The 24,712-nt window shown below is 63.3% G+C and carries 25 protein-coding genes; 22 read left to right on the forward strand and 3 right to left on the reverse strand.

Annotated features, from left to right (window positions below; all coding sequences use genetic code 11):
- Positions 1–683 precede the first annotated feature (683 nt).
- On the forward strand, positions 684–998 hold the full coding sequence (locus RT282_RS00095; protein WP_063598485.1) for a DUF736 domain-containing protein: 315 nt from the start codon (positions 684–686) through the stop codon (positions 996–998).
- 358 nt (positions 999–1,356) lie between these two features.
- On the opposite strand, the gene RT282_RS00100 is transcribed toward RT282_RS00095, so the two are convergent.
- Complete coding sequence (locus RT282_RS00100; RefSeq protein WP_063598486.1) at positions 1,357–1,653, reverse strand: helix-turn-helix domain-containing protein; 297 nt, start codon at positions 1,651–1,653, stop codon at positions 1,357–1,359.
- A 222-nt stretch (positions 1,654–1,875) separates the two neighbouring features.
- On the opposite strand from RT282_RS00100, the gene RT282_RS00105 reads away from it, so the two are divergent.
- The 12 genes from RT282_RS00105 to RT282_RS00160 all read left to right on the forward strand — a co-directional run bounded on the left by RT282_RS00105 (position 1,876) and on the right by RT282_RS00160 (position 12,987).
- On the forward strand, positions 1,876–2,223 hold the full coding sequence (locus tag RT282_RS00105; RefSeq protein WP_227334532.1) for a DUF2958 domain-containing protein: 348 nt from the start codon (positions 1,876–1,878) through the stop codon (positions 2,221–2,223).
- Between the two features lie 343 nt (positions 2,224–2,566).
- On the forward strand, positions 2,567–3,349 hold the full coding sequence (locus RT282_RS00110; RefSeq protein ID WP_063598488.1) for a DUF2285 domain-containing protein: 783 nt from the start codon (positions 2,567–2,569) through the stop codon (positions 3,347–3,349).
- 83 nt (positions 3,350–3,432) lie between these two features.
- Positions 3,433–3,714: a helix-turn-helix transcriptional regulator gene (locus RT282_RS00115; protein ID WP_063599493.1), complete on the forward strand. Its 282-nt coding sequence runs from the start codon at positions 3,433–3,435 to the stop codon at positions 3,712–3,714.
- A 26-nt stretch (positions 3,715–3,740) separates the two neighbouring features.
- Positions 3,741–4,598, forward strand: a complete 858-nt coding sequence (locus tag RT282_RS00120; RefSeq protein WP_063598489.1) for a replication initiator protein A — start codon at positions 3,741–3,743, stop codon at positions 4,596–4,598.
- 253 nt (positions 4,599–4,851) lie between these two features.
- Complete coding sequence (gene parA, locus RT282_RS00125) at positions 4,852–5,490, forward strand: ParA family partition ATPase (RefSeq protein WP_063599494.1); 639 nt, start codon at positions 4,852–4,854, stop codon at positions 5,488–5,490.
- Positions 5,487–5,771, forward strand: coding sequence for a hypothetical protein (locus tag RT282_RS00130; RefSeq protein WP_063598490.1), 285 nt, complete (start codon positions 5,487–5,489; stop codon positions 5,769–5,771). The genes parA and RT282_RS00130 overlap by 4 nt, the downstream gene beginning before the upstream one ends.
- Positions 5,768–6,325, forward strand: a complete 558-nt coding sequence (locus tag RT282_RS00135; RefSeq protein ID WP_227334530.1) for a DUF2840 domain-containing protein — start codon at positions 5,768–5,770, stop codon at positions 6,323–6,325. The genes RT282_RS00130 and RT282_RS00135 overlap by 4 nt, the downstream gene beginning before the upstream one ends.
- Positions 6,322–6,909 carry a S26 family signal peptidase gene (locus RT282_RS00140; protein WP_313311034.1) on the forward strand — a complete coding sequence of 196 codons (588 nt, stop codon included), beginning with the start codon at positions 6,322–6,324 and terminating at the stop codon, positions 6,907–6,909. Before RT282_RS00135 ends, RT282_RS00140 begins: the two co-directional genes overlap by 4 nt.
- A gap of 437 nt (positions 6,910–7,346) precedes the next feature.
- Positions 7,347–9,332, forward strand: a complete 1,986-nt coding sequence (locus tag RT282_RS00145; protein WP_313311035.1) for a relaxase/mobilization nuclease and DUF3363 domain-containing protein — start codon at positions 7,347–7,349, stop codon at positions 9,330–9,332.
- Positions 9,333–9,547: 215 nt separating this feature from the next.
- Positions 9,548–10,891, forward strand: a complete 1,344-nt coding sequence (locus tag RT282_RS00150) for a ferric reductase-like transmembrane domain-containing protein (protein ID WP_063598493.1) — start codon at positions 9,548–9,550, stop codon at positions 10,889–10,891.
- Between the two features lie 14 nt (positions 10,892–10,905).
- Positions 10,906–11,571: a response regulator transcription factor gene (locus RT282_RS00155; RefSeq protein WP_012204578.1), complete on the forward strand. Its 666-nt coding sequence runs from the start codon at positions 10,906–10,908 to the stop codon at positions 11,569–11,571.
- 3 nt (positions 11,572–11,574) lie between these two features.
- Complete coding sequence (locus RT282_RS00160) at positions 11,575–12,987, forward strand: histidine kinase dimerization/phospho-acceptor domain-containing protein (RefSeq protein ID WP_313311037.1); 1,413 nt, start codon at positions 11,575–11,577, stop codon at positions 12,985–12,987.
- Between the two features lie 23 nt (positions 12,988–13,010).
- Here the strand turns inward: RT282_RS00160 and RT282_RS00165 are convergent, their stop codons facing one another.
- Positions 13,011–13,718: a VIT family protein gene (locus RT282_RS00165; RefSeq protein WP_313233450.1), complete on the reverse strand. Its 708-nt coding sequence runs from the start codon at positions 13,716–13,718 to the stop codon at positions 13,011–13,013.
- Positions 13,719–13,759: 41 nt separating this feature from the next.
- Entirely contained in the window at positions 13,760–14,314 is a 555-nt protein-coding gene (locus tag RT282_RS00170; protein WP_063598496.1) for a cytochrome b, read from the reverse strand.
- A gap of 311 nt (positions 14,315–14,625) precedes the next feature.
- Here RT282_RS00170 and RT282_RS00175 point away from each other — a divergent pair, with 311 nt between their 5' ends.
- From RT282_RS00175 to RT282_RS00215, 9 genes are read left to right on the forward strand one after another with little or no spacing between them, the layout of a single operon-like run.
- Complete coding sequence (locus RT282_RS00175) at positions 14,626–15,849, forward strand: efflux RND transporter periplasmic adaptor subunit (RefSeq protein WP_063599495.1); 1,224 nt, start codon at positions 14,626–14,628, stop codon at positions 15,847–15,849.
- 13 nt (positions 15,850–15,862) lie between these two features.
- The gene (locus tag RT282_RS00180) at positions 15,863–18,958 is read left to right on the forward strand and encodes a CusA/CzcA family heavy metal efflux RND transporter (RefSeq protein WP_313311038.1); all 3,096 of its coding nucleotides are present in this window, start codon (positions 15,863–15,865) and stop codon (positions 18,956–18,958) included.
- Entirely contained in the window at positions 18,955–19,275 is a 321-nt protein-coding gene (locus tag RT282_RS00185) for a DUF3240 family protein (protein ID WP_062168876.1), read from the forward strand. The genes RT282_RS00180 and RT282_RS00185 overlap by 4 nt, the downstream gene beginning before the upstream one ends.
- The gene (locus RT282_RS00190) at positions 19,272–20,570 is read left to right on the forward strand and encodes a TolC family protein (protein ID WP_231113295.1); all 1,299 of its coding nucleotides are present in this window, start codon (positions 19,272–19,274) and stop codon (positions 20,568–20,570) included. The genes RT282_RS00185 and RT282_RS00190 overlap by 4 nt, the downstream gene beginning before the upstream one ends.
- On the forward strand, positions 20,551–21,339 hold the full coding sequence (locus tag RT282_RS00195) for a phosphatase PAP2 family protein (RefSeq protein ID WP_231113296.1): 789 nt from the start codon (positions 20,551–20,553) through the stop codon (positions 21,337–21,339). Before RT282_RS00190 ends, RT282_RS00195 begins: the two co-directional genes overlap by 20 nt.
- Before the next feature lie 23 nt (positions 21,340–21,362).
- The gene (locus tag RT282_RS00200; RefSeq protein WP_313312556.1) at positions 21,363–23,009 is read left to right on the forward strand and encodes a phosphoethanolamine--lipid A transferase; all 1,647 of its coding nucleotides are present in this window, start codon (positions 21,363–21,365) and stop codon (positions 23,007–23,009) included.
- A gap of 11 nt (positions 23,010–23,020) precedes the next feature.
- Entirely contained in the window at positions 23,021–23,443 is a 423-nt protein-coding gene (locus tag RT282_RS00205) for a diacylglycerol kinase (protein ID WP_313311041.1), read from the forward strand.
- A 42-nt stretch (positions 23,444–23,485) separates the two neighbouring features.
- On the forward strand, positions 23,486–24,412 hold the full coding sequence (locus RT282_RS00210) for a LysR family transcriptional regulator (RefSeq protein WP_313233458.1): 927 nt from the start codon (positions 23,486–23,488) through the stop codon (positions 24,410–24,412).
- Between the two features lie 13 nt (positions 24,413–24,425).
- Positions 24,426–24,656 carry an EexN family lipoprotein gene (locus RT282_RS00215; RefSeq protein ID WP_063598501.1) on the forward strand — a complete coding sequence of 77 codons (231 nt, stop codon included), beginning with the start codon at positions 24,426–24,428 and terminating at the stop codon, positions 24,654–24,656.
- Positions 24,657–24,712: the final 56 nt, after the last annotated feature.

Here is a 24,712-nt window from a genome sequence, read left to right on the forward strand (position 1 = left end):
TTCGCGCCTGCGGCGCTGCGCGCTTCGCTTGCCTCCGGGGAAAGCCCTGCGGACTATCCCCGCCGCGCGACGCTTGGCGCCCCTCGATACCGCCGAACCGGCTGCGCCGGATCGGCCCGGCCAGCGCCCCGCCGCGATGGACGGGGCGCTGGCGAACACGCTGGCACTTGCTGCGGCAGGTTGTGCAAATGCGTGCCGTCCTCAACGCTGGCAGTTCGTACCCATCACGTCCACGAAGGACGGTTCACGGACAACCCGCCCGGCATCGCTATGGAGCTTCCACGCCACGCCTCAACACCGGCGCCGCAAGGTGCGGTGGGGGCGTTCTCGCTTGTCATTGGGTGGTTGACTTGGCCCGCGTCAGCGGGCGAGCCGGAGCAGCCTTCGTGCGGGGATGCCGAGCCGGCCCTATCTCCTTGCGGTGCGGTTCGGCCCAAGGCGTCCTTGTGTTGTTGTGAATCCTGGCGGTGGCGCGGCTGCGCCTCGGGCTTCATGGCTGCAACCGTCCAGCGAAAACAATTTCCCCTCTGCTGCGCAGATTCCTCGCGGGACAAATTCTTTTCGCCTCCCGGCTCTCCACTGCGTTTCGACCGCAAGCGGTGCAGCCAGCCCGTCCCCCGCCGGCCGGATCACAACAAGGACGCGATGGGCGCGAACCTTGTTCCACCAAAAGGAGTTTCATCATGGCCAACATCGGCACCTTCACCGCAGACAAAGACGGCTTCACCGGCACGCTTCGCACCCTGACGCTCAACGTCAAGGTCAAGCTGGTGCCCAACGACAAGGGCGACAACGAGAAGGCCCCTGACTTCCGCCTGCAGGCCGCCAGCCACGACATCGGCGCGGCGTGGAAGAAGACCAGTGAGGCCGGGCGGGAGTACATCTCCGTGACCCTCGACGATCCTTCGTTCCCGTCCACTGTCTACGCCCGCCTGATCGAAGGCGAGAACGGCACGCACGACCTGATCTGGTCGCGCAGCAAGCCCCAGGCGGCGTAACCGCCGCCCGCAGCGCCCCGCCACACGGCGGGGCGCTGCGCTGTTCGTTCGTCCCGAACGCAGCCGCCGCAGGCAGTGCCCCATATCGGGCTGCGTTTCCCTGTCTGGATATGGCGTCTACGGTTGCAGTCAGGACATGGCGTGTCGGTGCGATGCACCGCCGGGCTTTACGGGCTACGCCCCGTGCCGTCTTTGCCGTCACGGCCATCCGGCTCCAATCCCTCACGCCTTCGCGCCTGCGGCGCTGCGCGCTTCGCTTGCCTCCGAGGGAAAGCCCCTGCGGGCTATCCCCGCCGCGCTGGGCTTGGCGCCCCTCGATACCACCGAACCGGCGGCGCCGGATCGACCCGGCCAGCGCCTACGGCTGCTGGGCCGCCGCTGCGAGCTGGCTTTCAGCCTCGCTCATCAGCACGGCCGTGCTGCATTCGAGCGCGCTGGCGATCTTGAAGATGATCGCCAGCGTGGGCATGTGCTCGCCACGCTCGACCTTGCCCATGTGCGAACGCTCGACACCGGCCAGGTGCGCCAGCGACTCCTGCGCGATGCCGCGTTCCGTCCGCAACGCGCGCACCGCCGCGCCGAAGGCTTGCGCCAACTCGGCATCGTAGGTGGTGGCGCCGGCCGGTCGGCCGCGCTGGATGGATCGCTTCTGCATGGACAGAAGCGTCGAGTCGCAGCACAATTAAACCACGTTATCTTTAACTCTTTCATCAACGCCTCACTGTTTTGTGTTTTTACGGAAATACGCATCCGTGCCTCTGCGGATTTCCACAAAGGCGCAAAGCCACGAAATCACAATCGTGCTTTTTCTCAAATCCGCCGATGCGGCTTTGCGTTTTCACGCTTGGGCGGATTTGTGAATTGGGAATAGACCGCCATGAAGCCACTCATCACCGAGGACGAGCGCCAGCGCCTGCTGGCCCACGGTCAAGCCCGTGCCGACGGTCAGGCCGGCGACCCGCTGCCCGTGGTACGCCTGTTCACCCCGGACGCGCACCTCACCTGGCTGCTCGCTTCGCTCGACCCGGCAGACGGCGATACGGCCTACGGCCTGATCGACCTAGGCCTGGGGATGCCCGAGCTGGGCACCGTGAAGCTGTCCGACCTGGCATCCATCGTCGGGCCGCGCCAGCAGCCCGTGATGCGGGATCGGTATTTCCAGGCGGTGCGGCCTTTGTCGGAATACCTGCGGCTGATGCAGGAAAACGGCGGCATTGTCGATTAAGCCGTTCGTGTTCTGGCGCAGCCGGACGTATTGAGACTATTTCCGTCGCAATTCGGATTTGTCCGGTCTCAATTCGCACTCTTGCATGAAGCCGAGGCTTTGAGACGGAAACGGTCACGATCTTTGGCGCTGGCTACGGCACCTTGATTTGTGCCGCGTGACGTTCTTGGACTGCGTGGCCGTCGTATTCGGACGCATTGCGCAATACCCCGGAGCCAATCGGTCTTTGACACTTGATGTTACAGCTTAATAAACAGACTCGGACGATGTTTTGATGTGGACGCGGTAGCTCCGTTCTGAATGCCCGTGACGACGTTCCTGCAATTCGACGGGAGCTGGCGTCATGGTCAATCCACACCATATCGCGCACTGGTATCCGACCGCCGCGTACCTCTACATCTTGTGCCTGGACACGCTCGCACTGGCCTGGGAGTACCTGCGCCGTCATCCCGACTACCGGCTCGACTGGCTGCGCCACCGTCGCCGGTCGCAAACACATCAGGCCACGCAACAGGCGGCACTTCGCTGGGGCTTGCGCTTGCTGGAAGACCCGGCCCTGGATGCGCGCGACGCGCATCCGGCCTGGCTTCCCGGCCACGATGCCGTAGTTCAGCTCCATCCCGATGCCGACCCGCCACCCGATGCGCTGACCTTCACGTTCTGGCACATCCCTGGCCACAAACAATTGCTGCATGACGGCAAAGGGCTGGCGCTGATCGCGCGCAGCCCCGGCCATTGCGCGCGCTTCGCGCTGGCGCCCGGCCTGGAAGACGGCATGGCTGTCGCCTATGCCAATCGCGGAAGTGGCGGCGGCGCTGCTGCGCCTACGCGCAGCGCGACGCTGGCCACCGCCAGGCCCCGGCCAGCACCGGCAGCGATGCTGGAGCTGCACACCCTGCAGGCGCTCGACGCGACCCTGGCGGGCGCGTCCTTGCGCGAGGTGGCCGAGGGCCTGTTCGGTGCCGACGCCGTGGCGGCCGACTGGCACGCCGACGGCGACTTGCGTGCCCGCGTGCGTCGCATGGTGCGCCGGGGCAATGCGTTGATGCGCGGCGGCTATCGCCGCCTAGCACAACTACCGCCGCTTGAGAAGGGACGTTTTGATGGGGATGCAAAACGTCCCTGAGCAGCGGAGCTTCGTTTTCTGAGACTGCCTCCATCCGGTTGCGCTGTGTGGCCGGAGCTTCAAAACCGATGGAGGTTCACACCATGCGTCCCGCTCCCTTGCGGCCTGCCGCCACTGTTCCCACCGCTGTCGCCCAGCCGCAGCGCTATCTCACCAACGACGAAGCCGCCGACTACCTGCGCCTGTCGCCGCGCACGCTGGAAAAGCAGCGCGTGATCGGCGGCGGCCCGCGCTTTCGCAAGTTCGGCCGGCGCGTCATGTACGCCGTGGCCGACCTCGATGCCTGGGCTGCCGACCGCAGCTTCGAGACGACTTCCGATCCTGAGTACGCCGAACAGCACGCGGCGGACAGTCGTGCGCGCTGATCGCTGGCACGCGCCAGGCCATCGCCATGTCCAGCCCCGCGCTGCCGTCCCGGCAGCGGCCCTCGCAAGAACGCGAACAGCTCGACCTGTTCCGCGCCTTGCCGGGCGACATGGCACCGCGCGACAGCCAGGATTTGATGGCCTTTCCGTTCTTCTCGTTGGCGAAGTCGCGGCGCACAGCGCCGATCGACTTCCACAGCGGCAACGTCACGATCCGCGTGGAGGGCACGGCCGAGCATGGCATTGCCACGATTTGGGATGCCGACATTCTGATTTGGGCGGCCTCGCAGATTGTGGAAGCCCGCGACGCGGGCCTGCGGCCCTCGCGGCTGATGCAGGCCACGCCCTACGAGATCCTGCGCTTCATCGGGCGCGGTACGTCGCTGCGCGACTATCAGCGCCTCAAAGCGGCCCTGGATCGCCTGCAATCGACCACGGTGGCCACGTCTATCCGCGAGACGACGGGGCGACGCTTGCATCGGTTTTCGTGGATCAACGAGTGGAAGGAACTGGCCGATGCGGAGGGCACACCTTTGGGGCTGGAGCTGATCCTGCCGGACTGGTTCTTTGGCGGGGTGATGGATGCCGCCCTGGTACTGACCATCGACCCGGCGTATTTCCGGCTGACGGGCGGCATCGAGCGATGGCTGTACCGCCTGGTGCGCAAGCACGGCGGGCGGCAGGAAGGCGGCTGGCAATTCGATTTCCGGCACCTGTACCGCAAATCAGGCAGTGTCACGCGCTTCTCGGACTTCGCCTACGACCTGCGCGCGCTGGTCGCGCGGCAGTCGCTGCCCGGTTATGTCCTGAGCATCGAGCGGATGCCGGGCGATGGAGTCGAGTTGCTGATGTTTCGGCCCGTGCCGTTTGCGGCACGGGGATAACTTCGGGAAAAGCGGTGGACGGGCTCGTGCTATCAGGAGTACGGGGTATCGTGCTATCGGGAGTACGACTATCGTGCTATCAGGAGTACGGATCGGCCGCAAAGCCAATAACGGCGCGGGTTTCGGCCTCCCTTAACTTACCTAACTTAAATTCTCTAACTTGTAGTAGAGCAACGCCGTCGCGGTGGACAACCGCCACGCGGCCACAAACGCAGCAGACAAAGCCCGGTTTTCCAGCATGGAGGGCCAGGCCATGATCGTCGCGCTGCTCAACCAGAAAGGCGGCGTGGGCAAGACCACGCTCGCCACCCACATCGCTGGCGAGCTGGCGATGCGTGGCCAGCACGTCGTGCTGCTGGACGCTGACCCGCAAGGTTCGTCACTGGACTGGACACAGCGCCGCAGCCAGCAAGGCTTGCCACGGCTGTTCAGTGCCGTGGGCCTCGCCCGTGAAACGCTGCATCAGGAAGCGCCAGAACTCGCCAGGCGGGCCGATCACGTCGTCATCGACGGCCCACCACGCATCGCCGCCTTGGCGCGCTCCGCGCTGCTGGCGGCCGAGCGCGCGCTGATACCCGTGCAGCCCAGCCCCTATGACTTGTGGGCATCGGCGGAAATGGTGGCGCTGATCCGCGAGGCGCAAGTCTTCCGGCCTGCGCTGCGCGCGGCCTTCGTCATCAACCGGCGCGTCAGTACCACGGTCATCGGACGCGAAGCGCGCCAGGCGCTGGCCGAACAGCCGCTTCCTGCGCTGCGCTCGGAAGTGCATCAACGCATCGTTTTCGCCGACAGCGTGACCGCTGGTCGGCTGGCACGCGAGACGGCACCGGACAGCGCCGCCGCCCGCGAAATCACGGCGCTGGTCGATGAACTGCTGCGGTGGCCGTCATGACCACGAAACCACCGTCCAACGGCAAACGCACTGCCAAGCGCGTCGGTATCGGCGCGCGTCCGCCCGCGAATCCTCACGCCGAGGCGTGGATTCGCCAAGGCGACGCCGATGCGCTGAACAAGGGCGATCTCTACACCGCCCGCCTGACCCTCGACATCACGCCCGCCATGCGCTCGCGCATCAAGGTGTCGGCCTTCACGCAGGGCGTGACCGTGGCCGACCTGCTGCGCGGCCTGCTGGAGCGGGAGTTTCCAGAACACCGCAGGGAGAACACACCATGACGGCATTCGCTTCGCCTGTCTGCGCGCCTGCCACTGGCGCGGCCACGGCTGCGCCTCGACCGGCATCCGCCGCGCTCGCTGGCCAGGCGGCCCGCGTACCGCTGACGCGGGTTGCGCTGGCCTACATCGACCAGCGTTTCGACCTCTATCTGCGCTTCGGCGAGCCGGCGCGCATCCTTCGCCTCGACCAATGGCGGCGCTGCGCATTGTTCTTGCCTGGCGCGATGCTCTGCCGCATCCGCTGGCAGGCCAATGCTTACGGCACGATCCGCTGGCAGCTCATGGTGATGCAGGCTTGCACGCCGCTGGATGGCGCGCAGCGCATCCCCGGCGTGCAGCCCGGCGCACGCCTACTGCTGCACGCCGAGGGCGAGAACTCGGTTCGTGCCGTGCTGGCCCGCATCGACGCCATCGAGGCGCTGGGCATCGCGCCCGCCGACGCCTCGCCCGCGTACTGGCGCACGCTGGGCAATCGGCTCGCTGCGCGCCTGCCGCTGCCCGACTACAGCGCCGAGCGGCACGCCGCCTGGCTGGCCGGGAGGGCGCTGCCATGACCACGGTTTCTGCTGGCGGCACGGTGCCGCGTCCTCGTTCGCGCTTGCGCGCTCGCATCGCCTTGGCGTGCTTGTCCGCCTGCGGCCTCGCTGCGCTGGCCTGGGCGTCCTTCGTGCATCCGCTGCCGCGCCTGACCTACAACCCGTCCGACAGCGTGGCGGTCGGCTGGTATCGCGTCGATCTGCTCGACCATCGCGCCGACTCGCTGCCCCCGGCCTTGCCGGTGGGCAGCATCGTCCTGACCAGACTGCCACCCGATGCCACCACGCTGGCTGCGCGTCGCGGCTATCTGCCGGCCCGCATTCTGTTGCTCAAGCGCGTGGGAGCTATCGCGCCGCAGACGGTGTGCGTGGCCGGTGGCGTTCTGAGCATCGACGGCGTGCCTTCGGCCGCCTTGCTGCCCGCCGACCGGCTGGGCCGTCCGCTGCCGTCCTGGGCGCAGTGCCGGCAGCTTCGCCCCGGCGAACTGTTCCTGCTCAGTGTCACCAGTCCGGCGTCGTTCGACAGCCGGTATTTCGGGCCGGTCAGCGCATCCGCCGTGATCGGAGTCGCGCATCCGGTGTGGTTGGAGACACGTCCATGATCGCCGCCGATTCGCTGCGCATCATCGTGCTATCAGGCGTGTCGATCCGGTGGCGTTCCGTGTGTCGTCGCGCGTGCAGAGCGAGCGCATCCGCGCTGCACTTCGCGCTGCCTTCGGCGCAGCCATCCACCGTGCAGGCGTCTTGCCTTGAACGCGCCCGGCCTGCGGCCATCGGCGCGTTCGCCGGCGCGCTGCCCGCTAGCAGCGCAGCGCCACCGGGCCGCCGCTGCCCGCAGCGCCAGCGAGGGGCAAAGGCGGAAGGCAAGACAAAAGGACGCGGCACTGGCCCGCGTCGAAAACCAGTCTGCACGTGGGGGTGGCGCGGCACGGAGCGGCTTTGCCGCCGTGCCGCGTGGGGCGCGAGGCCCGCGCCAATGCAGGCATGTCCGCGTGCTTTCGCACGACAGGACACGCCCCAGCTTTCAGGGAGCACAGCCATGAGCGACCGCCGCGATGACGATTTCCGCGTGCGCCCCAGCGCCCCGAAGAACCGGGGCAAGGGCCAGGGGCAGAGCTTCGTCTCCAAGGTGCTCAAGCAGGCGGGCAAGGCCAGCAGCGGCAAGTCCACGGTGCGCCGTCCGGCGTCGGCTCATGGCACCGGCCAGCGTCCCGGCTCGCGCCTGGGGCGCGGCCACACGGCAGCTCGATTCGCCGGGGCGAGGCTGACGCCCATGTCCCGGCGCGTGACCATCAAGACCTTGCTGGTGAATCACCAGCGGGTCAGCCCGCAGTCGCTCGCCAAGCACCTGCGCTACATCGAGCGCGATGGCGTGGGCCGCGACGGCGAGCCGGGCCAAGCCTACGGGCCGCAGACCGATACCGCCGACCTCGACGCCTTCAAGGAACGCTGCGCCGACGACAGGCACCATTTCCGCTTCATCCTCTCGCCCGAAGATGGCGCGGAACTGGAAGACCTGCGCACCTACACGCGGCACCTCATGGGCCGCATGGAGGCCGACCTGGGCACGGGCCTCGACTGGGTGGCCGTAAACCATTGGAACACCGACAACCCCCATACCCACCTGATCGTGCGCGGGCGCGATGACACCGGCAAAGACCTCATCATCGCGGGCGATTACATCGCCGACGGCTTCCGCCACCGGGCCGCCGAACTGGCGACCGAGTGGCTGGGGCCGCGCACCGAGCTGGAGATCCAGCAGACCTTGCAGCGCGAGGTGGCGCAAGAGCGGTGGACGAGCCTGGATCGCACCTTGAAGCGCGAGGCCGGCGAGGATGGCCGCGTGCAGATCGAACGCTTCAACGAGCCGAACTTGCAACGCCAGCGCCTGCTGCTGATTGGCCGCCTGCAACGCTTGCAGCGCCTGGGCTTGGCCGACGAGACGCAGCCGGGCGCCTGGGCCGTCCATGCCGATGCGGAGAAGACCCTGCGCGCCCTGGGCGAGCGTGGCGACATCATCCGCACCATGCAGCGGGCAATGAGTGGGAAGCCGCGCGAACTGGCGGTATTCGAGCCTGGAGACAATGGCAGAACCATCCTCGGGCGCGTGGCCGCGAAGGGGCTGGCCGACGAACTGCGCGACCGGGGCTATCTGGTCATCGACGGCGTGGACGGCAAGGCCCACTACGTCGCCCTGAACGCCCGCGACGAGCTGGCGAACTACCCGACCGGGGCCGTGGTGGAGGTGAAGGGATCGACCGACGTGCGCGCGGCCGACAGGAACATCGCCGCGCTGGCGAGCGATGGCCTGTACCGCACCGATCATCACCTGGCCGTGGCGCAGGGGCAAGCCGCACCGGGCCGTGACCCGCAGGAGGTCGTGGCCACCCATGTGCGCAGGCTGGAAGCCCTGCGCCGGGCTGGCATCGTGGAGCGCGTGGCCGAAGGGCTATGGAAGGTGCCGGGCGACCTGCCAGAGCAAGGCCGCCGCTACGACGCGCAACGGCTGGGCGGCGTGGCCGTGGAGCTGAAATCGCACCTGCCCATCGAGCGGCAGGCGCGCGTGATCGGGGCCACCTGGCTCGACCAGCAGTTGATCGACGGCGGCTCGGGCTTGGGCGACCTGGGCTTTGGTGGCGAGGCCAAGCAGGCGATGCAGCAGCGCGCCGACTTCCTGGCCGAACAGGGGCTGGCCGTGCGGCGCGGGCAGCGTGTGATCCTGGCGCGCAACCTGCTGGGCACGCTGCGCAACCGGGAACTAGCGCAGGCCGCGAAGGACATTGCCGGCGAAACCGGCCTAGAGCATCGCCCGGTGGCCGACGGGCAACGCGTGGCCGGCATCTACCGGCGAAGCATCATGCTTGCCAGTGGGCGTTATGCGATGCTCGACGACGGCATGGGGTTTTCGCTGGTGCCGTGGAAGCCGGTGATCGAGCAGCGGCTGGGGAAGCAACTGGCCGCGACGGTGCGCGGCGGCGGGGTGTCATGGGAGATTGGGCGGCATCGGGGGCCAACCATTTCTTGAGTCAAGGTAATGCCACAAGCCGGCGGAAAAAATTAGATCCTATTCATTGATGATTGATCAATCCAAAGCGTTTCCAAAGGTTGGGATGTCAGAATTAAAATTTTCTGTAATTGCGGATACATGGTCACATTCAAAGGCACGCTATCGCTTATCTGGATTGATGGTTTCCGACCAGTACCGCATGCGCCTTCCGCAGAATTTGGGGCAAATCCACGATGAAGAGAATAATTTGGACGTTCTGGGTTTTTGCGCTGGCATTGAGCGCTCTATGGTTTTTTGCCGATACGCTGTGGCCTGCACAGTCCAACTACTTCGCCCTGCGGACGGTATGGATTCAATACAGCGGCGTACTGGCCATCGGCACGATGTCCGTGGCGATGGTGCTGGCCACGCGCCCTGCGTGGCTGGAGCCCCGCTTGAACGGACTGGACAAGATGTACCGCCTGCACAAGTGGCTCGGCATAGCCGCTCTGGCCGCCGCAACAGTGCACTGGCTGTGGGCGCAGGGCACCAAGTGGGCCGTGGGCTGGGGCTGGCTGACGCGCCCGGCGCGCAAGCCCCGCGCAGAGGCTGATTCAATGGGCTCCATTGAATCGGCGTTGCGCGGCTGGCGCGGGCTGGCCGAAGACTTGGGCGAATGGGCCTTCTACGCCGTCGCGGTGCTACTGGTACTGGCGTTGCTCAAGCGCTTTCCATACCGGCTGTTCGCCAAGACGCACCACTGGATGGCAGCGATCTACCTGGTGCTGGCCTTCCACACCTTGGTGCTGGTGCAGTTCACCTACTGGGCGCAGCCCGTGGGCTGGGCTTTGGCTATGCTGCTGGCGAGCGGCACGGTATCGGCGGTGTGGGTGCTGCTGGGCCGGATCGGCGCGCAGCGCACCGCGCGCGGCGTTATCGAGTCGCTGCAAGCCTACCCGGCGCTGAATGTGCTGGAAACCACCCTGCGGATGGATCCGGGTTGGCCCGGCCACCGGCCCGGGCAGTTTGCCTTCGCTATGTCTAACCCGAAAGAAGGCCCGCACCCCTACACGCTGGCCTCAGCCTGGGTGCCGGAAGACCGGCGCATTACCTTCATCACCAAGGCGCTGGGCGACCACACCCGCCGGCTGCCTGAGCGCCTACGGGTCGGCGACCGGGTAACGGTCGAGGGGCCTTACGGCTGCTTCACTTTCGACGACGGGCGTGCCCGCCAGATCTGGATCGGTGCTGGCATCGGCATCACGCCGTTCATCGCGCGCATGAAGTTCCTGGCGCAGCACGAGGGCCAGGACGCACGTCCCATCGATTTGTTTCATCCGACGAGCGACGTTGATCCGAAGGCCATCGAGAAACTGCGCGCCGACAGCCAGGCGGCCGGCGTTGCGCTACACCTGTTCATCGACAAAAAGGACGGTCGCCTGACAGGTGAGCGCCTGCGTGCCATGGTGCCGGGTTGGAAAGACGCCAGCGTCTGGTTCTGCGGCCCCACGGCCTTCGGCCGCGCGTTGCGCGCCGACCTGCTGGCCCAGGGGCTGGAGCCGGAGGCGTTCCACCAGGAGCTTTTCGAGATGCGCTGAATGGAAGAAAGCATATGCGCGTATTGATCGTGGAAGACTCGCAAACGCTGGCCGAAGCCCTGAGCCAGAGCCTTCAGTCGGAAGGCTATGCCTGCGATACAGCAGCCGATGGCGTGTCCGCGCTGAAGTTTCTTGCCAGCTACCGGTACGACGCCATTATTCTGGACTTGATGCTGCCCCGGCTGGACGGCTTTGGCGTGTTGCGCGCATTGAGCCGGGAGGCCCATGCCGCACCGGTGTTGGTGCTCTCCGCGCGCGAGTTGCTCGACGACCGGGTGCGGGCCTTGGATGCGGGTGCCGATGACTACCTGACAAAACCCTTCGAGCTGGCCGAACTGCTGGCTCGCCTGCGGGCGCTGGTGCGGCGTCCGCCGCAACGGGACGTTCCAGTTCTGCGCCACGGCGATCTGGAAGTCGATCCGCGCTCGCGCACCGCGAGGTTCAAGGGCATTGATCTTGGGCTCACGCCGAAGGAATATGGACTACTCGACTTGCTGCTGCGTCGGCGCGGCGCCACGCTGTCGCGCCCGCAGATTTTTGAACATTTGTACGACAGCCGCAGCGATGCATCGGACAAGGTGGTGGAGGTGATTGTCAGCACCTTGCGAACCAAGCTCGCCCAGTGCGGCCTGGATGAACTGATCGTGACACGACGTGGCTTCGGCTACATACTCCCCTGAACGATGGTACGTCCCGATTCCGAAGCCCTCTCTGATACGAGTCAAGGCAGATCCTGGTCCTTGCAGCGGCGGCTGGCTGCCAGCCTCGTGATCTGCATTGGAGGAACCTTCGCGATCCTGTTTCCCGTCCTCGACCACTGGATCGACCACGAAATCTACCGACGGATGGATACCACCCTGATGCAACGATCAGCGGCGGTGGGGCGCGTGCTGCAGGAGTTGGATGCGAGAAAGCTCGAAAGCCTCATGCCGGAATACGAGCCTGGCGGGCATACCGAGTTCTTCACGATCTTCGATCCGCAGACCCACCGGGCCTTGCTGCGTTCGCCCAGCAGTGCTGGGGCCGAGCTGGCGCTTGGACCGGTGGAGCAAGGCACCCCACGCTACTACGACGTGATACTCCCGGACGGCCACGCGGGCCGCGCGCTGGCGACGCGCGTGCCGGTAAGAGGTGAGGAATCTCGATTGCTGGTTGTGGCAACAGAACGTCGGGATTGGGATCAAACCGAGCGGCGCATCCACTTCACGCTCCTGGGCGGTATCGCACTGGCGACGCTCCTGGCCACAGGCCTGGCGCTGCTCATGGTTCGGCGCATCGTGGTCATGCTGGAGCGCGTCGGCGTGCAACTGGCCGACCTGCGTTCGGATCGGCCGATTGCGCGGATCGGAGCGGACTTTCCACGCGAACTGCGGCCGTTTGCCGAAGCCTTCAATCAGGGCTTGCATCACCTGTATGCGGCCATTGCCCGCGAGCGCCGCTTCTCCCGCGACGTGGCCCACGAGTTGCGCACGCCCCTGGCAGAAATCCGCATCAGCGCAGAAAGCGCTTTGATCGATTCCGACCCGACCCGAATCCAGCACGCCCTAAATGCAACGATCCAGGCCAGTTCACGCATGCAGCGCAGTGTGGACACTCTGCTGTTGTTGGCGCGGCTTGAATCCGGCCAACACACACTTGCGCTTGATCCTCTGGATCTAACAGCTTTGCTGGAAGAGTTACTGGCGGGATTCAACGTCCAGCAAATGGCGCCCAAGTCACCCATCCGCGTGACTTTGCCTGAATCGGCATGGGTGCAAAGCGATCAGGGCGTGATCGAACGCATCGTCTCCAACCTCTTGCGCAATGCCATCGAATACGCGCCCGAAGGCGACGACATTCAATGTCGGCTGGAGCGCGTGGCTTCCGGCTGGATGCTAACCATCGTCAACACAGCTCCCAATTTGCAGGCATCCGATCTGGATCAATTCGGCCTTCGCTTCTGGCGAAAGGATTCCGAAGGCGGCACGGTGCATCATGCCGGACTGGGGCTGGCGCTTGCGCTGGCGCTCGCACATGCCATAGACCTGCCGCTGGCGTTCTCGCTGGCCAACGGCCGCCTGTCCGCCCGGCTTGGCCCCTGGTCGCCGCTGCTCTGAGATGGATGCAGCGGTGCCGTTATCTACACGGCAGTACCGAACACGGCCCCCACGCCCGCTGTCACCGCCATGGCCAATGTGCCCCAGAACGCGACGCGCAGCGCACTTTTGAAGAGCGGCGTACCACCCACGGCAGCGGCCGTAGCGCCGAGCAGGGCCAGGAAGACAATCGCCGTCGCAACGATCCAATAGAGCAGACTCTGCTCTGGCGCCAACAGAACCACGGCCAGCGGCATGGCCGCACCCACGGCGAAGCTTCCTGCGGACGCTATGGCGGCTTGCAGCGGGCGAGCGCTCAAGGTTTCAGAAATGCCCAATTCATCGCGCGCGTGCGCGCCCAGCGCATCATGCGCCATCAATTGCGTGGCGACCTGATCCGCGAGTCGATGATCCAGGCCACGCCGGACGTAGATGGCTGTCAGTTCCCGGTGCTCTGCTTCCGGACTGTTCTTCAGTTCATCACGTTCCCGCGCCAGGTCTGCCTTCTCCGTATCAGCTTGTGAATAGACCGATACGAATTCGCCTGCAGCCATGGACATGGCACCGGCTACCAGCCCCGCGATGGCCGTGGTCATAATGCTGGCATGGCTTGCATGGGCCGCAGCCACGCCGGCGACCAGGCTGGCCGTGGAAATAATGCCGTCATTGGCACCCAGAACAGCGGCGCGCAGCCATCCGATATGTTCAGTGCGATGACTTTCAGGGTGAGCGCGATGGTGGAATTTTGTCATTGGAAAATCAAACCCATGTGAAGCAATCTGAGGCCAGCAGTTCAGGGGTGATGACCGGGAAGCATGCGAACCAGGGTGTTGTCACGCATGACGTAGTGGTGCAACAGCGCCGCCATCGCATGCAATCCGATCAAGACATAGCCCAATGTCGCCAGCGCCTCATGGACATCCTTGAGTTGGCGAGACAGAGCGACATTGGCATCGATCAGAGAGGGAATCGGCAAGCCAAACAGAATGATCGGCTTGCCTGCCGCGCTCAAGGTGAGCCACCCGAGCAGCGGCATGGCGAGTATGAAGATGTAGAGCGCATAGTGCATGGCATCCGCGAGCGTGGCCTGCCAGCGTGGCATGGGTGGTCGGATAGCGGGCTTCGCTCCCGCCTGGATGCGCACCCAAATGCGGATCACGACGACCGCCAGAACACCCAGGCCCAGCAGGTAGTGCGAGGATTTCATAGCGTCTCTCAAGGAGCTGCCCTTGGGTGCCAGTCCGCGCAGTTCCATGCTCGCATAGACCGCGATGATGAGGAGCACGGTCAGCCAATGCAGTCCTATGACAAAAGGACTGAAACGGTATTCGGAATTTCTGATGCTCATGGTATATGGCTCCGACGTTTCAGATAGTAAAGGCGCACCGCTGGCATATCAGAGCAGGTTACTGAAAAATCAGTTTATCGATTGCTTGCTGCTCAAAACAGGCGTTTCGCCAAAATACATCGTACTGAGCAAATTTCGTTTTCTCCAAAGCTTTCTCAAAGCTTCACCGAGGAAGATGAGTCGATCTTTAAGTAAGAGATCGACAGCATGTTTCGCCTCGCCAACTTCGCGCACCGCTTCATCTGCGACGGATTCTCAATCCACGCTGTGTGCTCGCTACTCTGTTCTACGTCGTTTGGGGCGGCAAAAACATGAGCTTCTCGACCTTGAAAGCGGCGGGCACTTCCAGCCGAACCAAGACCCTGGCCCTGTCCGCCATCGGTGTGACGGCTCTGGCTACCGCAGGGTACGGCTGGTGGGCTTGGACAACGCAGCAGACAACCGTAGCCGATAAAGACGCGAGCGAGGCTGTCGCCCAACCGAACGCTGGCGGCGTTCGCCTCAACGCCTCTCAGCTTCGTGCGCAGGGTGTGGAAACCGCACTCGTCAAGGATGCCGCAGTGATACCGCTGGATGGCTTACCCGCCCAGACGGTGGCACCACTCTCGACCAGCGCGCAGGTCGTGGCGCCATATGGCGGTGTGGTGACGCGCGTTCTGGTCGATGAAGGCGCCTCAGTGCGCCAAGGACAGGCGCTGGCGCGCATCCAGAGCAAGGACGTTCTGACGTTACAGGCTGATCTGGCGCGTGCTCGCACCGAAGCGGCGGTAGCCGCGGCGCAGGCCCGGCGCGATGCCGCGCTCTTGGCCGAGGGCATCATCCCAGCCACGCGCAACGAGCAAACCCAGGCGCGCGCGGCGGCTGCGCAAAGTACGTTGCAAGAGGCCAATGGCGCTCTTGCGCGGCTTAGACCCGTTAGCGGCGGGCAGGCCGGCGAGTATGAATTGCTGGCGCCTTTGTCCGGGCGGGTGATGCGTCGTCACCTGAGCCTCGGGCAGGCGGTCGCGCCGCTCGACATCGCCTTCATAGTGGCTCAGCCTGGCCCGCTGGATGTCAGCGTCGCGGTTCCGCTGCGCTGGCGCTCGGATCTCCACCCCGGCTTGGAAGTACGTCTTCCCGATGGCACGACCGCTCGCGTGACGGCTGTTGGTGGCGACACTGACCTCAGTAGCCAGAGCCTGCGGGTACGTGCCCGCGTCGATGCCGATCAGGCAGGGGCAGACCGCTATGCGGCCGGGCAGCAGATCAGTGTCGCGCTGTTGCTGCCAGCATCGCAGGGCACCTTGAGCGTGCCAACGTCCGCACTGCTGCCAGCGGGCAGCGGCCACGTGCTCTACGTTGCGGAACCGACATCGCAAGACAAGCAAGGCGACCTGCGCGTCCGCGCCGTTCCAGTGCAACTGCTGGGGCAAGACGAATCAGAGGCGTCAAGCGCCGTGCGTGCCGTCTCGCCAGACACTGCGCCGCTTGCGGCAGGCATGCAGGTCGTCGTGCGCGGTACGGCACTGCTCAAATCCATGATTCCATTGCAATGAGGGGCGACCACGCATGTTGTCCCGTCTGATTGAGTTTTCCCTGCGCCAACGCGCGCTGGTGCTGCTCGGCGTGCTGGCTTTGGCGGGCGCGGGCCTGGCGGCCTTCCTGCAATTGCCGATCGACGCCTATCCGGACATTTCTCCAACGCAGGTCAAGATGATTATCAAGGCCCCTGGCATGACGCCCGAGGAGGTGGAGTCACGCGTGATCACGCCGCTGGAGATGGAGTTGCTCGGCGTGCCGCGAGGCGTGATGCTGCGCTCCACCGCCAAGTACGCCATCGCGGACATCACGCTGGACTTCGCCGAAGGCAGCGACATCTACTGGGCGCGTCAGCAAGTGGCCGAACGCTATGCCGGCGTTTCGGGCAGCCTGCCCGAAGGCGTCAGCGGCGGGTTGGCGCCGATTTCGACACCGCTGTCGGACGTGTTCATGTTCACCATCGAAGGCGGTGGCCTCACGTTGAGCGAGCGCCGCGCCCTGCTGGACTGGACGCTGCGCCCGGCCCTGCGCACGCTGCCCGGTGTTGCTGATGTCAACGTGCTGGGTGGAGAAGCCAAGAGCTTTGCCGTGGTGCCGGATCGCGCACGGCTTTCCGCTGCGGGCCTCAGCTTCTCTGATGTCATCACGGCGATCGGCCGCAACAACCGCAATGACGGTGCGGGCCGCCTGGATGCAGGCGAAGACACGCTGATCGTGCGCGCTGAAGGCGCGATCCACACTTTGGACGATTTGTCCCGTCTGATCCTGCGCGCGGGGGCCAATGGCACGGCCCCAGTTCGCCTGGGCGACGTGGCCCAGGTGCGCATCGAAGGCGTGACGCGCTATGGCGCCGTCACCCGGGACGGCGCGGGCGAAGCGGTGGAAGGCATCGTGGTGGCGCTGCGCGGGGCCGATGCCTCGGCGCTGGTCAAAGCTATTCGAGCGCGGCTGGACGAGGTGACTCCCAGCTTGCCGCCCGGCGTCAAGGTGGTGCCGTTTTATGACCGCAGTACGTTGATCGAGCGCGCTGTGGGCACGGTGGAAAGCGCCTTGCTGGAAGCGACGGTACTGGTTGTCATCCTGCTGCTTCTGTTCCTCGGCGAGCTGCGCGCCGCGCTGGTGGTGGCGGTGATGCTGCCGCTGGCGGCGCTGGGTACCTTCTTGCTGATGCGCCTTGTCGGCATGAGCGCCAACTTGATGAGCTTAGGGGGCCTCGCAATCGCCATCGGCATGCTGGTGGACGCTGCCGTAGTGGTGGTGGAAAACGCCGTCAGTCGGCTCGACCCGCACGCACCCAGTGCGCACCAGCCGCGCCTGCACCGCATATTCGCGTCGGCGCGCGAGGTCGCCGTGCCCGTGGCCTCCGGCATCCTCATCATCTGTCTGACCTTCATGCCCCTGCTCACGCTGCAAGGGTTGGAAGGCAAACTGTTCGTGCCGGTGGCGCTGACCATCGTGTTCGCCCTGGGCGTCTCGCTGCTGCTGTCGCTCACGTTGGTGCCGGTGCTTGCCTCCCTGCTGCTCAAGGAACACGCGCACACCGAGCCGTGGGTGATGCGCTGGGCCACGCGCCTGTACCAACCGCTGCTGGAGGCTGCGCTTCACCACCCGCTACGCGCATCGGCGGTCGCCATCGCGGCCCTGGCATTGGGTGTGGTGGCCTACCTCGGCACGGGCAAGGCGTTCATGCCGACGATGGACGAGGGCGATATCCTGCTGCAACTGCAAAAACCGCCGTCCATTGGGCTGCAGCGCTCGCTAGAGATTGACCTGGCGGTGCAGAAGGCCATCGGTACGGCGGTGCCCGAGGTGCGGCACAGCATCGGGCGGGTGGGCTCCGACGAGCTGGGGCTCGACCCGATGGGCCTGAACGAAACCGACCTGTTCATGCAGCTCGCACCGCGCAAGGATTGGCATGCAGCTAACAAGGACGCGTTGAGTGCCGAGATACGCAAGGTGATGGATGCCTTCCCCGGCCTGGAATTCGGCTTTACCCAGCCCATCGAGATGCGCATCTCGGAAATGCTCACCGGCAGCCGGGGCGACGTGGCCGTCAAGCTGTTCGGCCCTGATCTGCAAACACTGGGCGATCTGGCGCAGCGCATGGCCGCTCGCATCGAGAAAGTGCCCGGTGCGCGCGACGTGCTCACCCAGGCCAGCGACAGCGTGGAATACCTGCAGGTGAAGGTGGATGCGCAGGCCGCAGGCCGCGCCGGGCTGGCCGTGACACAGGTTCAGGACGAGTTGCGCGCGCAGCTCGAAGGCGTGCCGGCCGGGCTGGTGATCGAGCCGGACAGGCGCACGCCCATCGTGGTGCGCGGGGATGCCCGGCTGCGCGGATCGGCCGAGCGGTTCAAGGACTTGCAACTCGCCCGTGGCGATCAGGGCGAAATCCCCCTGGCCTCGCTGGCGCGCATCGCCACCACCGATGGCCCCGTGCTGGTGCGGCGCGAGAACGGCTCGCGCTTCGCGCTGATCCAGTCCAGCGTGAGCGGGCGCGATCTGGTCGGCTTCGTGGATGAAGCGCGTGCCGCCGTGGCGCGCGACGTGCCGCTGCCGCCCGGCTACCGCGTCGAATGGGGCGGCCAGTTCGAGAACCAGCAGCGCGCGGCGGCCCGCCTTGGCATGGTGGTGCCGGTGGCCCTGGCGTTGATCTTCTTCGTGTTGTTCATGACCTTCGGCTCGGTGCGGCAGGCCGCGCTCATCCTCGGCAACGTGCCGTTTGCCATGGTCGGCGGCGTGGCGGCGCTGTGGCTGTCGGGGCAGTACCTGTCGGTGCCTGCTTCGGTCGGCTTCATCGCGCTGCTGGGCATCGCCGTGCTCAACGGATTGGTGCTGGTGACGCACTTCAACCACTTGCACGCGCTAGGCCTGCCCATGGAACAGGTGGTGCGCGAAGGTTCGTTGCGACGGCTGCGCCCAGTGCTGATGACGGCTTCCATCACCGCCTTTGGCCTGGTGCCCCTGCTGCTGGCCAGTGGCCCTGGCTCTGAGATCCAGCGCCCACTCGCCATCGTGGTGATTGGCGGACTGGTCAGCTCCACGGCGCTGACCCTGATCCTGCTGCCGGTGCTGTACCGGCGATTCGGCCAGGCCATCTCCTCACAACAAGGAGTCCGCGCATGAACGGATTGAAAGAAGCGCAACTGGTGCGCCTGAATCTGGTGTTTCCACCCACGCTCGAAGACGCCGTCACCGATGCCCTGATGGCCGACCCGGTGCTGCCAGGGTTCACCCTGTTGCACGCAGAAGGGCATACCGGCGACTTCGCGCGCGCGTCCATTCGCGAGAAGGTTCGCGGCCGTGTGGATCGGCGTGTCATCTGGGTGTTGATCGAACCCGAACGGCTGGAACAGGTTCTGGCGCATCTGCGCCAGCGCATCGCATCGAGCGACGTGCGCTGGTGGGTGGAGCCGGTGTTGGCAAGTGGAAGACTGGTATGACGAATAAAAACAAAGGATGCAGCCTGGTACTACCGACTGGTGCCGTCATGGTGGCCATCGCGGCTTTGACATTCCATCCCGCGCAAGCGCGTGCCGATGATCTCTCCTGGCTGCCTGCGCAGGCGCAAGTCGAAACGGCGATGAAAACCCAGCCGGTCGTGAATGCCGCAGCCGCTCGCTTGAACGCGGCGGCTGCCACGCAAAGCGCCCTTGAAGCCGGTAGTCACGAATTTGAACTCAGCAGCGGCCTACAACGCCGCAACGTGACCAACGAAGCGCGCCGCTACAACGAATGGGAAATCCAGCTCAGCCGTGCTGTTCGCCTGCCGAACAAGGCGCGTCTGGATCGGGACATCGGCAGCAGCACCCGCAGGGTGGCCGACATGCGCCTTGAAGATGCCGAGCACCAAATGGCAAGGCGACTGTTGGAAGTCTGGGCCGGATGGCTGCGCAGTTTCGTCGTAGCCGACGAGATGCAAGCGCAGGAAAAGTTGCTTATTCGTGAGCAGGAAGCAATGGCCCGGCGCGTGGCCCTGGGCGATGCCGCGCGGCGGGACAGCGACGTTCTGCAAGCCGAGCTTGCAATGCTTGCAGCCCAGGTCAGCGCTGCGCGCGACGCAGAACGGGCAGCGCGTCAAACGGTGGTGATCGAATTCCCCGGCATTGAGATTCCCGCCCGGCCATCCACGCTGCCAGATCCCGCTCCCTTACCAGGAGGCTCACAGGACTGGCTGGCGCGTATCGTGCGGCAGAGCGTCGAAATCGGCATTGCAGATGGAGAGGCGGCCCGTCTTGCCAAGGTGGCTGAGCGCGCCCACGCCAACCGCACGCCCGACCCCACAGTCGGGGTACGCATGATGTCTGAACGCGGCGGGGCGGAACGTGTCATTGGCGTTGTCCTGACGGTGCCATTTGGCACAGACTATCGCAGTGCAATGGCTGCCACGGAAAGCGCCAACGCGGCGGCCGCAGAGGCGGAGGCGCTCGGCGTGCGGCGCGCGGTGGAGCAAAGTGCGTGGGTCGCCGCGCAGGCTGTTGACAGCAAGCGCACGCAGTGGCAGTCATTCGCGCAGGCGCTGGCCGCGCAGACCACGGCCAGCAACCACACGCGGCGGGCTTGGGAACTGGGAGAGGCCGCCTTGGCCGAATACCTCTTGACGTTGCGCAACCTGCGCCAGACACGACTCGCCGAGGCACAGGCTCGCGTCGATGCGCTGCAAGCGTCAGCACTGGTGCGTATCGATGCGCATGCGCTGTGGCATTCGAAGGAGGCACATGTCGATGCCCCCCAATGAATTCCGACTACTGGGCAACGCCCCACCATCCAACGCACCATTCGCACCTCGATTCTTAATCACTCATCTAGCGCTACCAGCGGGTGCGGCGCTGATCATAAGCAGTCTATTGATGGATGGCGGTGGGGACTTCTGGGTCGCCGATCATCTCTATCGCTTGCAGGGCAGCCGATGGGCTTTGCGAGATGCCTGGCTAACCAACAATCTGCTGCATCGGGGAGGAAAGAATCTTTCCACCTTGCTGGCAATTGCGGTTGCAGCAACGTGCATCTGGGCTTGGAGAAAAAAACGTAGCAACAAATGCGCGGCATACCTACGCTGGCCGCTACTGTATCTTTTTTGTGCGTACTTGATAGGGGCACTGACGGTTTCGGCGCTGAAATCGTTCACTAACATGGATTGCCCTTGGAACTTGGTGCGCTATGGCGGAGCGCGAGTGTTTGTGGGCCTGTTTGAAACACGCCCGCTCGGTATGCCCCGCGGTGTGTGCTTTCCCGCAGGGCATGCAAGTGCCGGATATGCATGGGTCAGCCTATATTTCTTTACCTTGATGGTTCGTCCTGCCTGGCGTTGGATGGCCTTGGCCGCAAGTTTGATGATAGGTGCCATCTTTGGATGGACCCAGCAGGTGCGCGGAGCCCACTTCCTTTCCCATGACTTGTGGACGCTCCTGATTTGTTGGGTCGTTGCCTTGGGTCTTTTCATGGTCTGGCAACGCTGGTTTGTTGATGGCTCAGGCGATGTCCATTCATCGGGGTTCCAAGCATGAGAACTTTCAAACAGGCTCTCGGTATGGTGCCGCGATTCAGAACTGCAAACCTCAAGAACCTAAGCCATTGGCGACCACAATGCAGCGTCGAGTGGCTGATCTTGATGACCAGTATTTTCTTTGCACTGGCCTGCAATGGTCTATTTTGGAGTAGCGCCTTAGGCATCCAGTCCAGCTTACGCATGGGCACATCCGTACTGCTGTTTTTGGTGGGAATTCATAGTCTGCTGTTGAGTTTGATTGTGTGGCGCTGGAATGCCAAGGTTTTACTTGCGGTGCTGTTTGTTGCCTCTGCCCTCGCGACACACTACATGCGCAGCTTTCATATCTACCTCGATTCGAGCATGTTGCGCAATGTTCTAGCCACAGACTTCAAGGAAAGTCGCGAGCTACTGACGCCTGCATTGATTGCTCCACTAAGCCTGCTGGCAGTAGTGCCGATTATTTTGCTTTGGCGAATCCGATTGATCGGGCGTACTTGGCTGAAAGCAACCGTGTGGCGTATGGGATTGATGCTGTTTTCGGCACTGATGATTTCAGGTGGTGCCATGCTGTCATTTCAGGACATGTCCGCACTGATGAGAAATCATCGCGAAGTTCGATACTTGATTACACCGGGAAACTATTTGGTGGGCTTGCCAAAGGCACTGAAAGGTTCCTCTATCACGCAATCCGCTGAAAAAAAAACCATTGGAGCTGATGCCGTCGCAACAGTCAGGCCCGAAGGCAGTCGGCCACGTTTATTAGTCTTCGTCGTAGGTGAGACGGCTCGCGCCCAAAACTGGGGATTGAACGGCTATGCACGCGACACAACGCCTCAATTGACTCAGATGGGTGTGATCAATTTCTCCGACATGCACTCCTGTGGAACTAACACCGAGGTTTCTGTGCCTTGCATGTTCTCGTCCTTTGGTCGCCGAAACTACGATGAGGACAAGATTCGCTCACACCAATCCTTACTGCATGTTCTGGAGCGCGCCGGTATTACCACCTTGTGGAGGGATAACCAGTCAGGCTGCAAAGGGGTGTGCGATGGTCTCGAATATCAACACCTAGGGAGTGCACAAAGTCCCTCTTTATGCGTTGATGGTCGGTGTTTCGATGAGATTTTGCTTGAAGACTTACCAGCTCAGGCTCGAAAAATTCCCGGTGATCGTGTGATTTTTTTGCACCAGCTTGGAAATCATGGCCCGAGCTACTTTCAACGATACCCAGCAGCGTATCGCAAATTCATCCCAACATGCGACACACCGGAAATGGGGAAATGCACCCGCGAACAGATCGTGAATAGCTACGACAACGCTATTCTCTACACAGATCATTTCCTAACCCAAGTCATCAAAAAATTGCAGGGGCTTTCCGACTACGACACAGCTATGATATTCGTCTCGGATCACGGCGAATCCCTGGGCGAGAAGGGACTTTTTCTGCACGGTATGCCTTATTCGATTGCTCCACAAGAGCAGACTCGTGTTCCTTTGGTTATGTGGTTCTCTTCAACGTTTACGCAAAGTCGCGGGCTGAATATTGGCTGTTTGAGTGCGCGAGCCCGCTCTTATGCGAATCACGACGCATTGTTTCCGTCTGTCTTGGGGCTAATGCAGGTTAAAACAATTGAGTACGACAAGAATTTCGATTTTTTCTTTGGCTGTGATGATAAGAATATGTAAGAGTTATTCTCATGAAAGATGAAAAACACACGGTCACAACTGCGCCCTTGTCCGCATTCGAAAATAAACAAAAATCTCGCCGAGGAATATTGAGAGTTTGGCATGCCTCCCATTACTCAATTCAGGGATTGCGCGCTGGATGGAATGAGCCGGCCTTTAGACTTGAGTCAGTACTTTCCTTTGTGTTGGTCCCATTGGCCTTCTGGTTGGGGCGGGGCTGGGTGGAGGTCGCTCTTCTCTCAGGAAGTATCCTTATTTTGATGATTGTGGAGCTGCTCAATACTGCTGTGGAATCGGCGATTGATCGTATTGGCCCTCAATGGCATGAGCTATCAAAGCGTGCAAAGGACATGGGAAGCGCTGCCGTGCTGTTAGCCACTTTGTTGACCGGGGGGGTTTGGCTGTCAGCACTCTGGCAAAGGCTAATTAATTAGCCGCGCAAATGAAATTAGACGAATTAAAGTGGAGTGAGCACAATGGAGCTTCGACATCTTCGCTGTTTTCTCATCGTTGCGGAGGAGCTTCATTTCGCTCGCGCCGCTGAACGGCTACATATCGACCAATCTCCACTTTCACGCACTATCAAAGAATTGGAAGAGGAGCTTGGTGTTCGTTTATTCATTCGTACTACCCGAAACACTCAACTAACCCGTGCCGGGCGACAGCTTCTGGAGCATGTCCCGCGCATTTTTACCGCGTTGGATCAGGCCCGTGATGGCGTCAAGTCGGCCGCCAACGGATTTTTCGGCCAGTTACGCATTGCCGTGTCTGATGGGGTAACACCCGCACGGTTGTCAACTTTGCTGGCGCGATGCCGTGAAGAGGACCCCGAAGTTGAGATACGTCTGTTTGAGGTGCCGCTCGGGCAGCAGATCAAGGGTTTGCATGAAGATCTGTATGACGCAGGTTTTTCGATGGCAGAGGATGGAGGCGACGGTATCTTGGTCACACCTGCTTGGGAGGATGAACTGATGGTAGCGGTGCCTGCTCGCCATTCGCTACTTGCCCATAAGCGTGTCCCGCCGGAAGAGGTACTACGTCACCCGTTGGTGCTCGGCGACCCCGCGGTGTGCGAAGGCCATGCTCGCCAAGTCGATCGTTTCCTCCGCAAACTCAATCAGGAGCCATTGATAGTCCAGCGCGTAGCGACCTTTGACGTGATGATGGCTTTGGTATCTGCCGGTCTGGCTTTGGGCCTGGCAGGCACGGCGCATATAGCATCCTGCCGAGAGTTAGGCATCGTAGGTCGTCCGTTGGCGGGCAAGCCGCCAATGCTGAGTACCTATCTGCTGTGCCGTGATGCGGAGCCTTCTCAGATGCTGGCCCGGTTCATCGAACGAGTGACCTTCATTGATTCAGCGGATCACCTGAACACCGGCGAAGGATCTCCTCCTACCCGATGAAAGGACTGGAACCATGAACAAAGTGCTGCCGCTGATGATGATGACCGCCACGCTGACCGCATGTGGCCAATCCCAACCTTCGGAAACCGTGGACTACCTTGTGGCCCATCCCGACCGCATCAAGGAACTCCAGCGCCAATGCAAGGAGGATCGCGCAAAGGTCAGTGATGAACTCTGCGTGCGCGCGGCCGAAGCCGCCAACCGACGCTTCTTCGGTGATCGGCCGGAGCAAAAGACGAAGTAACGTCCGCTGCTGTCGTATCGCTGCGACGAAGCTCTCACTATTACCTCCATACGCCA

It is taken from the genome of Pulveribacter sp. (assembly GCF_032079985.1).
GTDB lineage: Bacteria > Pseudomonadota > Gammaproteobacteria > Burkholderiales > Burkholderiaceae_C > Melaminivora.

What these genes read in the sequence shown, in the direction of transcription:
- RT282_RS00155 (WP_012204578.1), top strand. Translation starts at nt 10,906, where the DNA reads ATGCGCGTATTGATCGTGGAAGACTCGCAAACGCTGGCCGAAGCCCTG.
- RT282_RS00190 (WP_231113295.1), top strand. Translation starts at nt 19,272, where the DNA reads ATGACGAATAAAAACAAAGGATGCAGCCTGGTACTACCGACTGGTGCC.
- RT282_RS00170 (WP_063598496.1), bottom strand. Translation starts at nt 14,314, where the DNA reads ATGAGCATCAGAAATTCCGAATACCGTTTCAGTCCTTTTGTCATAGGA.
- RT282_RS00205 (WP_313311041.1), top strand. Translation starts at nt 23,021, where the DNA reads ATGAAAGATGAAAAACACACGGTCACAACTGCGCCCTTGTCCGCATTC.
- RT282_RS00180 (WP_313311038.1), top strand. Translation starts at nt 15,863, where the DNA reads ATGTTGTCCCGTCTGATTGAGTTTTCCCTGCGCCAACGCGCGCTGGTG.
- RT282_RS00195 (WP_231113296.1), top strand. Translation starts at nt 20,551, where the DNA reads ATGTCGATGCCCCCCAATGAATTCCGACTACTGGGCAACGCCCCACCA.
- parA (WP_063599494.1), top strand. Translation starts at nt 4,852, where the DNA reads ATGATCGTCGCGCTGCTCAACCAGAAAGGCGGCGTGGGCAAGACCACG.
- RT282_RS00135 (WP_227334530.1), top strand. Translation starts at nt 5,768, where the DNA reads ATGACGGCATTCGCTTCGCCTGTCTGCGCGCCTGCCACTGGCGCGGCC.
- RT282_RS00130 (WP_063598490.1), top strand. Translation starts at nt 5,487, where the DNA reads ATGACCACGAAACCACCGTCCAACGGCAAACGCACTGCCAAGCGCGTC.
- RT282_RS00140 (WP_313311034.1), top strand. Translation starts at nt 6,322, where the DNA reads ATGACCACGGTTTCTGCTGGCGGCACGGTGCCGCGTCCTCGTTCGCGC.
- RT282_RS00105 (WP_227334532.1), top strand. Translation starts at nt 1,876, where the DNA reads ATGAAGCCACTCATCACCGAGGACGAGCGCCAGCGCCTGCTGGCCCAC.
- RT282_RS00110 (WP_063598488.1), top strand. Translation starts at nt 2,567, where the DNA reads ATGGTCAATCCACACCATATCGCGCACTGGTATCCGACCGCCGCGTAC.
- RT282_RS00165 (WP_313233450.1), bottom strand. Translation starts at nt 13,718, where the DNA reads ATGACAAAATTCCACCATCGCGCTCACCCTGAAAGTCATCGCACTGAA.
- RT282_RS00095 (WP_063598485.1), top strand. Translation starts at nt 684, where the DNA reads ATGGCCAACATCGGCACCTTCACCGCAGACAAAGACGGCTTCACCGGC.
- RT282_RS00210 (WP_313233458.1), top strand. Translation starts at nt 23,486, where the DNA reads ATGGAGCTTCGACATCTTCGCTGTTTTCTCATCGTTGCGGAGGAGCTT.
- RT282_RS00200 (WP_313312556.1), top strand. Translation starts at nt 21,363, where the DNA reads ATGGTGCCGCGATTCAGAACTGCAAACCTCAAGAACCTAAGCCATTGG.
- RT282_RS00150 (WP_063598493.1), top strand. Translation starts at nt 9,548, where the DNA reads ATGAAGAGAATAATTTGGACGTTCTGGGTTTTTGCGCTGGCATTGAGC.
- RT282_RS00120 (WP_063598489.1), top strand. Translation starts at nt 3,741, where the DNA reads ATGTCCAGCCCCGCGCTGCCGTCCCGGCAGCGGCCCTCGCAAGAACGC.
- RT282_RS00185 (WP_062168876.1), top strand. Translation starts at nt 18,955, where the DNA reads ATGAACGGATTGAAAGAAGCGCAACTGGTGCGCCTGAATCTGGTGTTT.
- RT282_RS00115 (WP_063599493.1), top strand. Translation starts at nt 3,433, where the DNA reads ATGCGTCCCGCTCCCTTGCGGCCTGCCGCCACTGTTCCCACCGCTGTC.
- RT282_RS00100 (WP_063598486.1), bottom strand. Translation starts at nt 1,653, where the DNA reads ATGCAGAAGCGATCCATCCAGCGCGGCCGACCGGCCGGCGCCACCACC.
- RT282_RS00175 (WP_063599495.1), top strand. Translation starts at nt 14,626, where the DNA reads ATGAGCTTCTCGACCTTGAAAGCGGCGGGCACTTCCAGCCGAACCAAG.
- RT282_RS00160 (WP_313311037.1), top strand. Translation starts at nt 11,575, where the DNA reads ATGGTACGTCCCGATTCCGAAGCCCTCTCTGATACGAGTCAAGGCAGA.
- RT282_RS00145 (WP_313311035.1), top strand. Translation starts at nt 7,347, where the DNA reads ATGAGCGACCGCCGCGATGACGATTTCCGCGTGCGCCCCAGCGCCCCG.
- RT282_RS00215 (WP_063598501.1), top strand. Translation starts at nt 24,426, where the DNA reads ATGAACAAAGTGCTGCCGCTGATGATGATGACCGCCACGCTGACCGCA.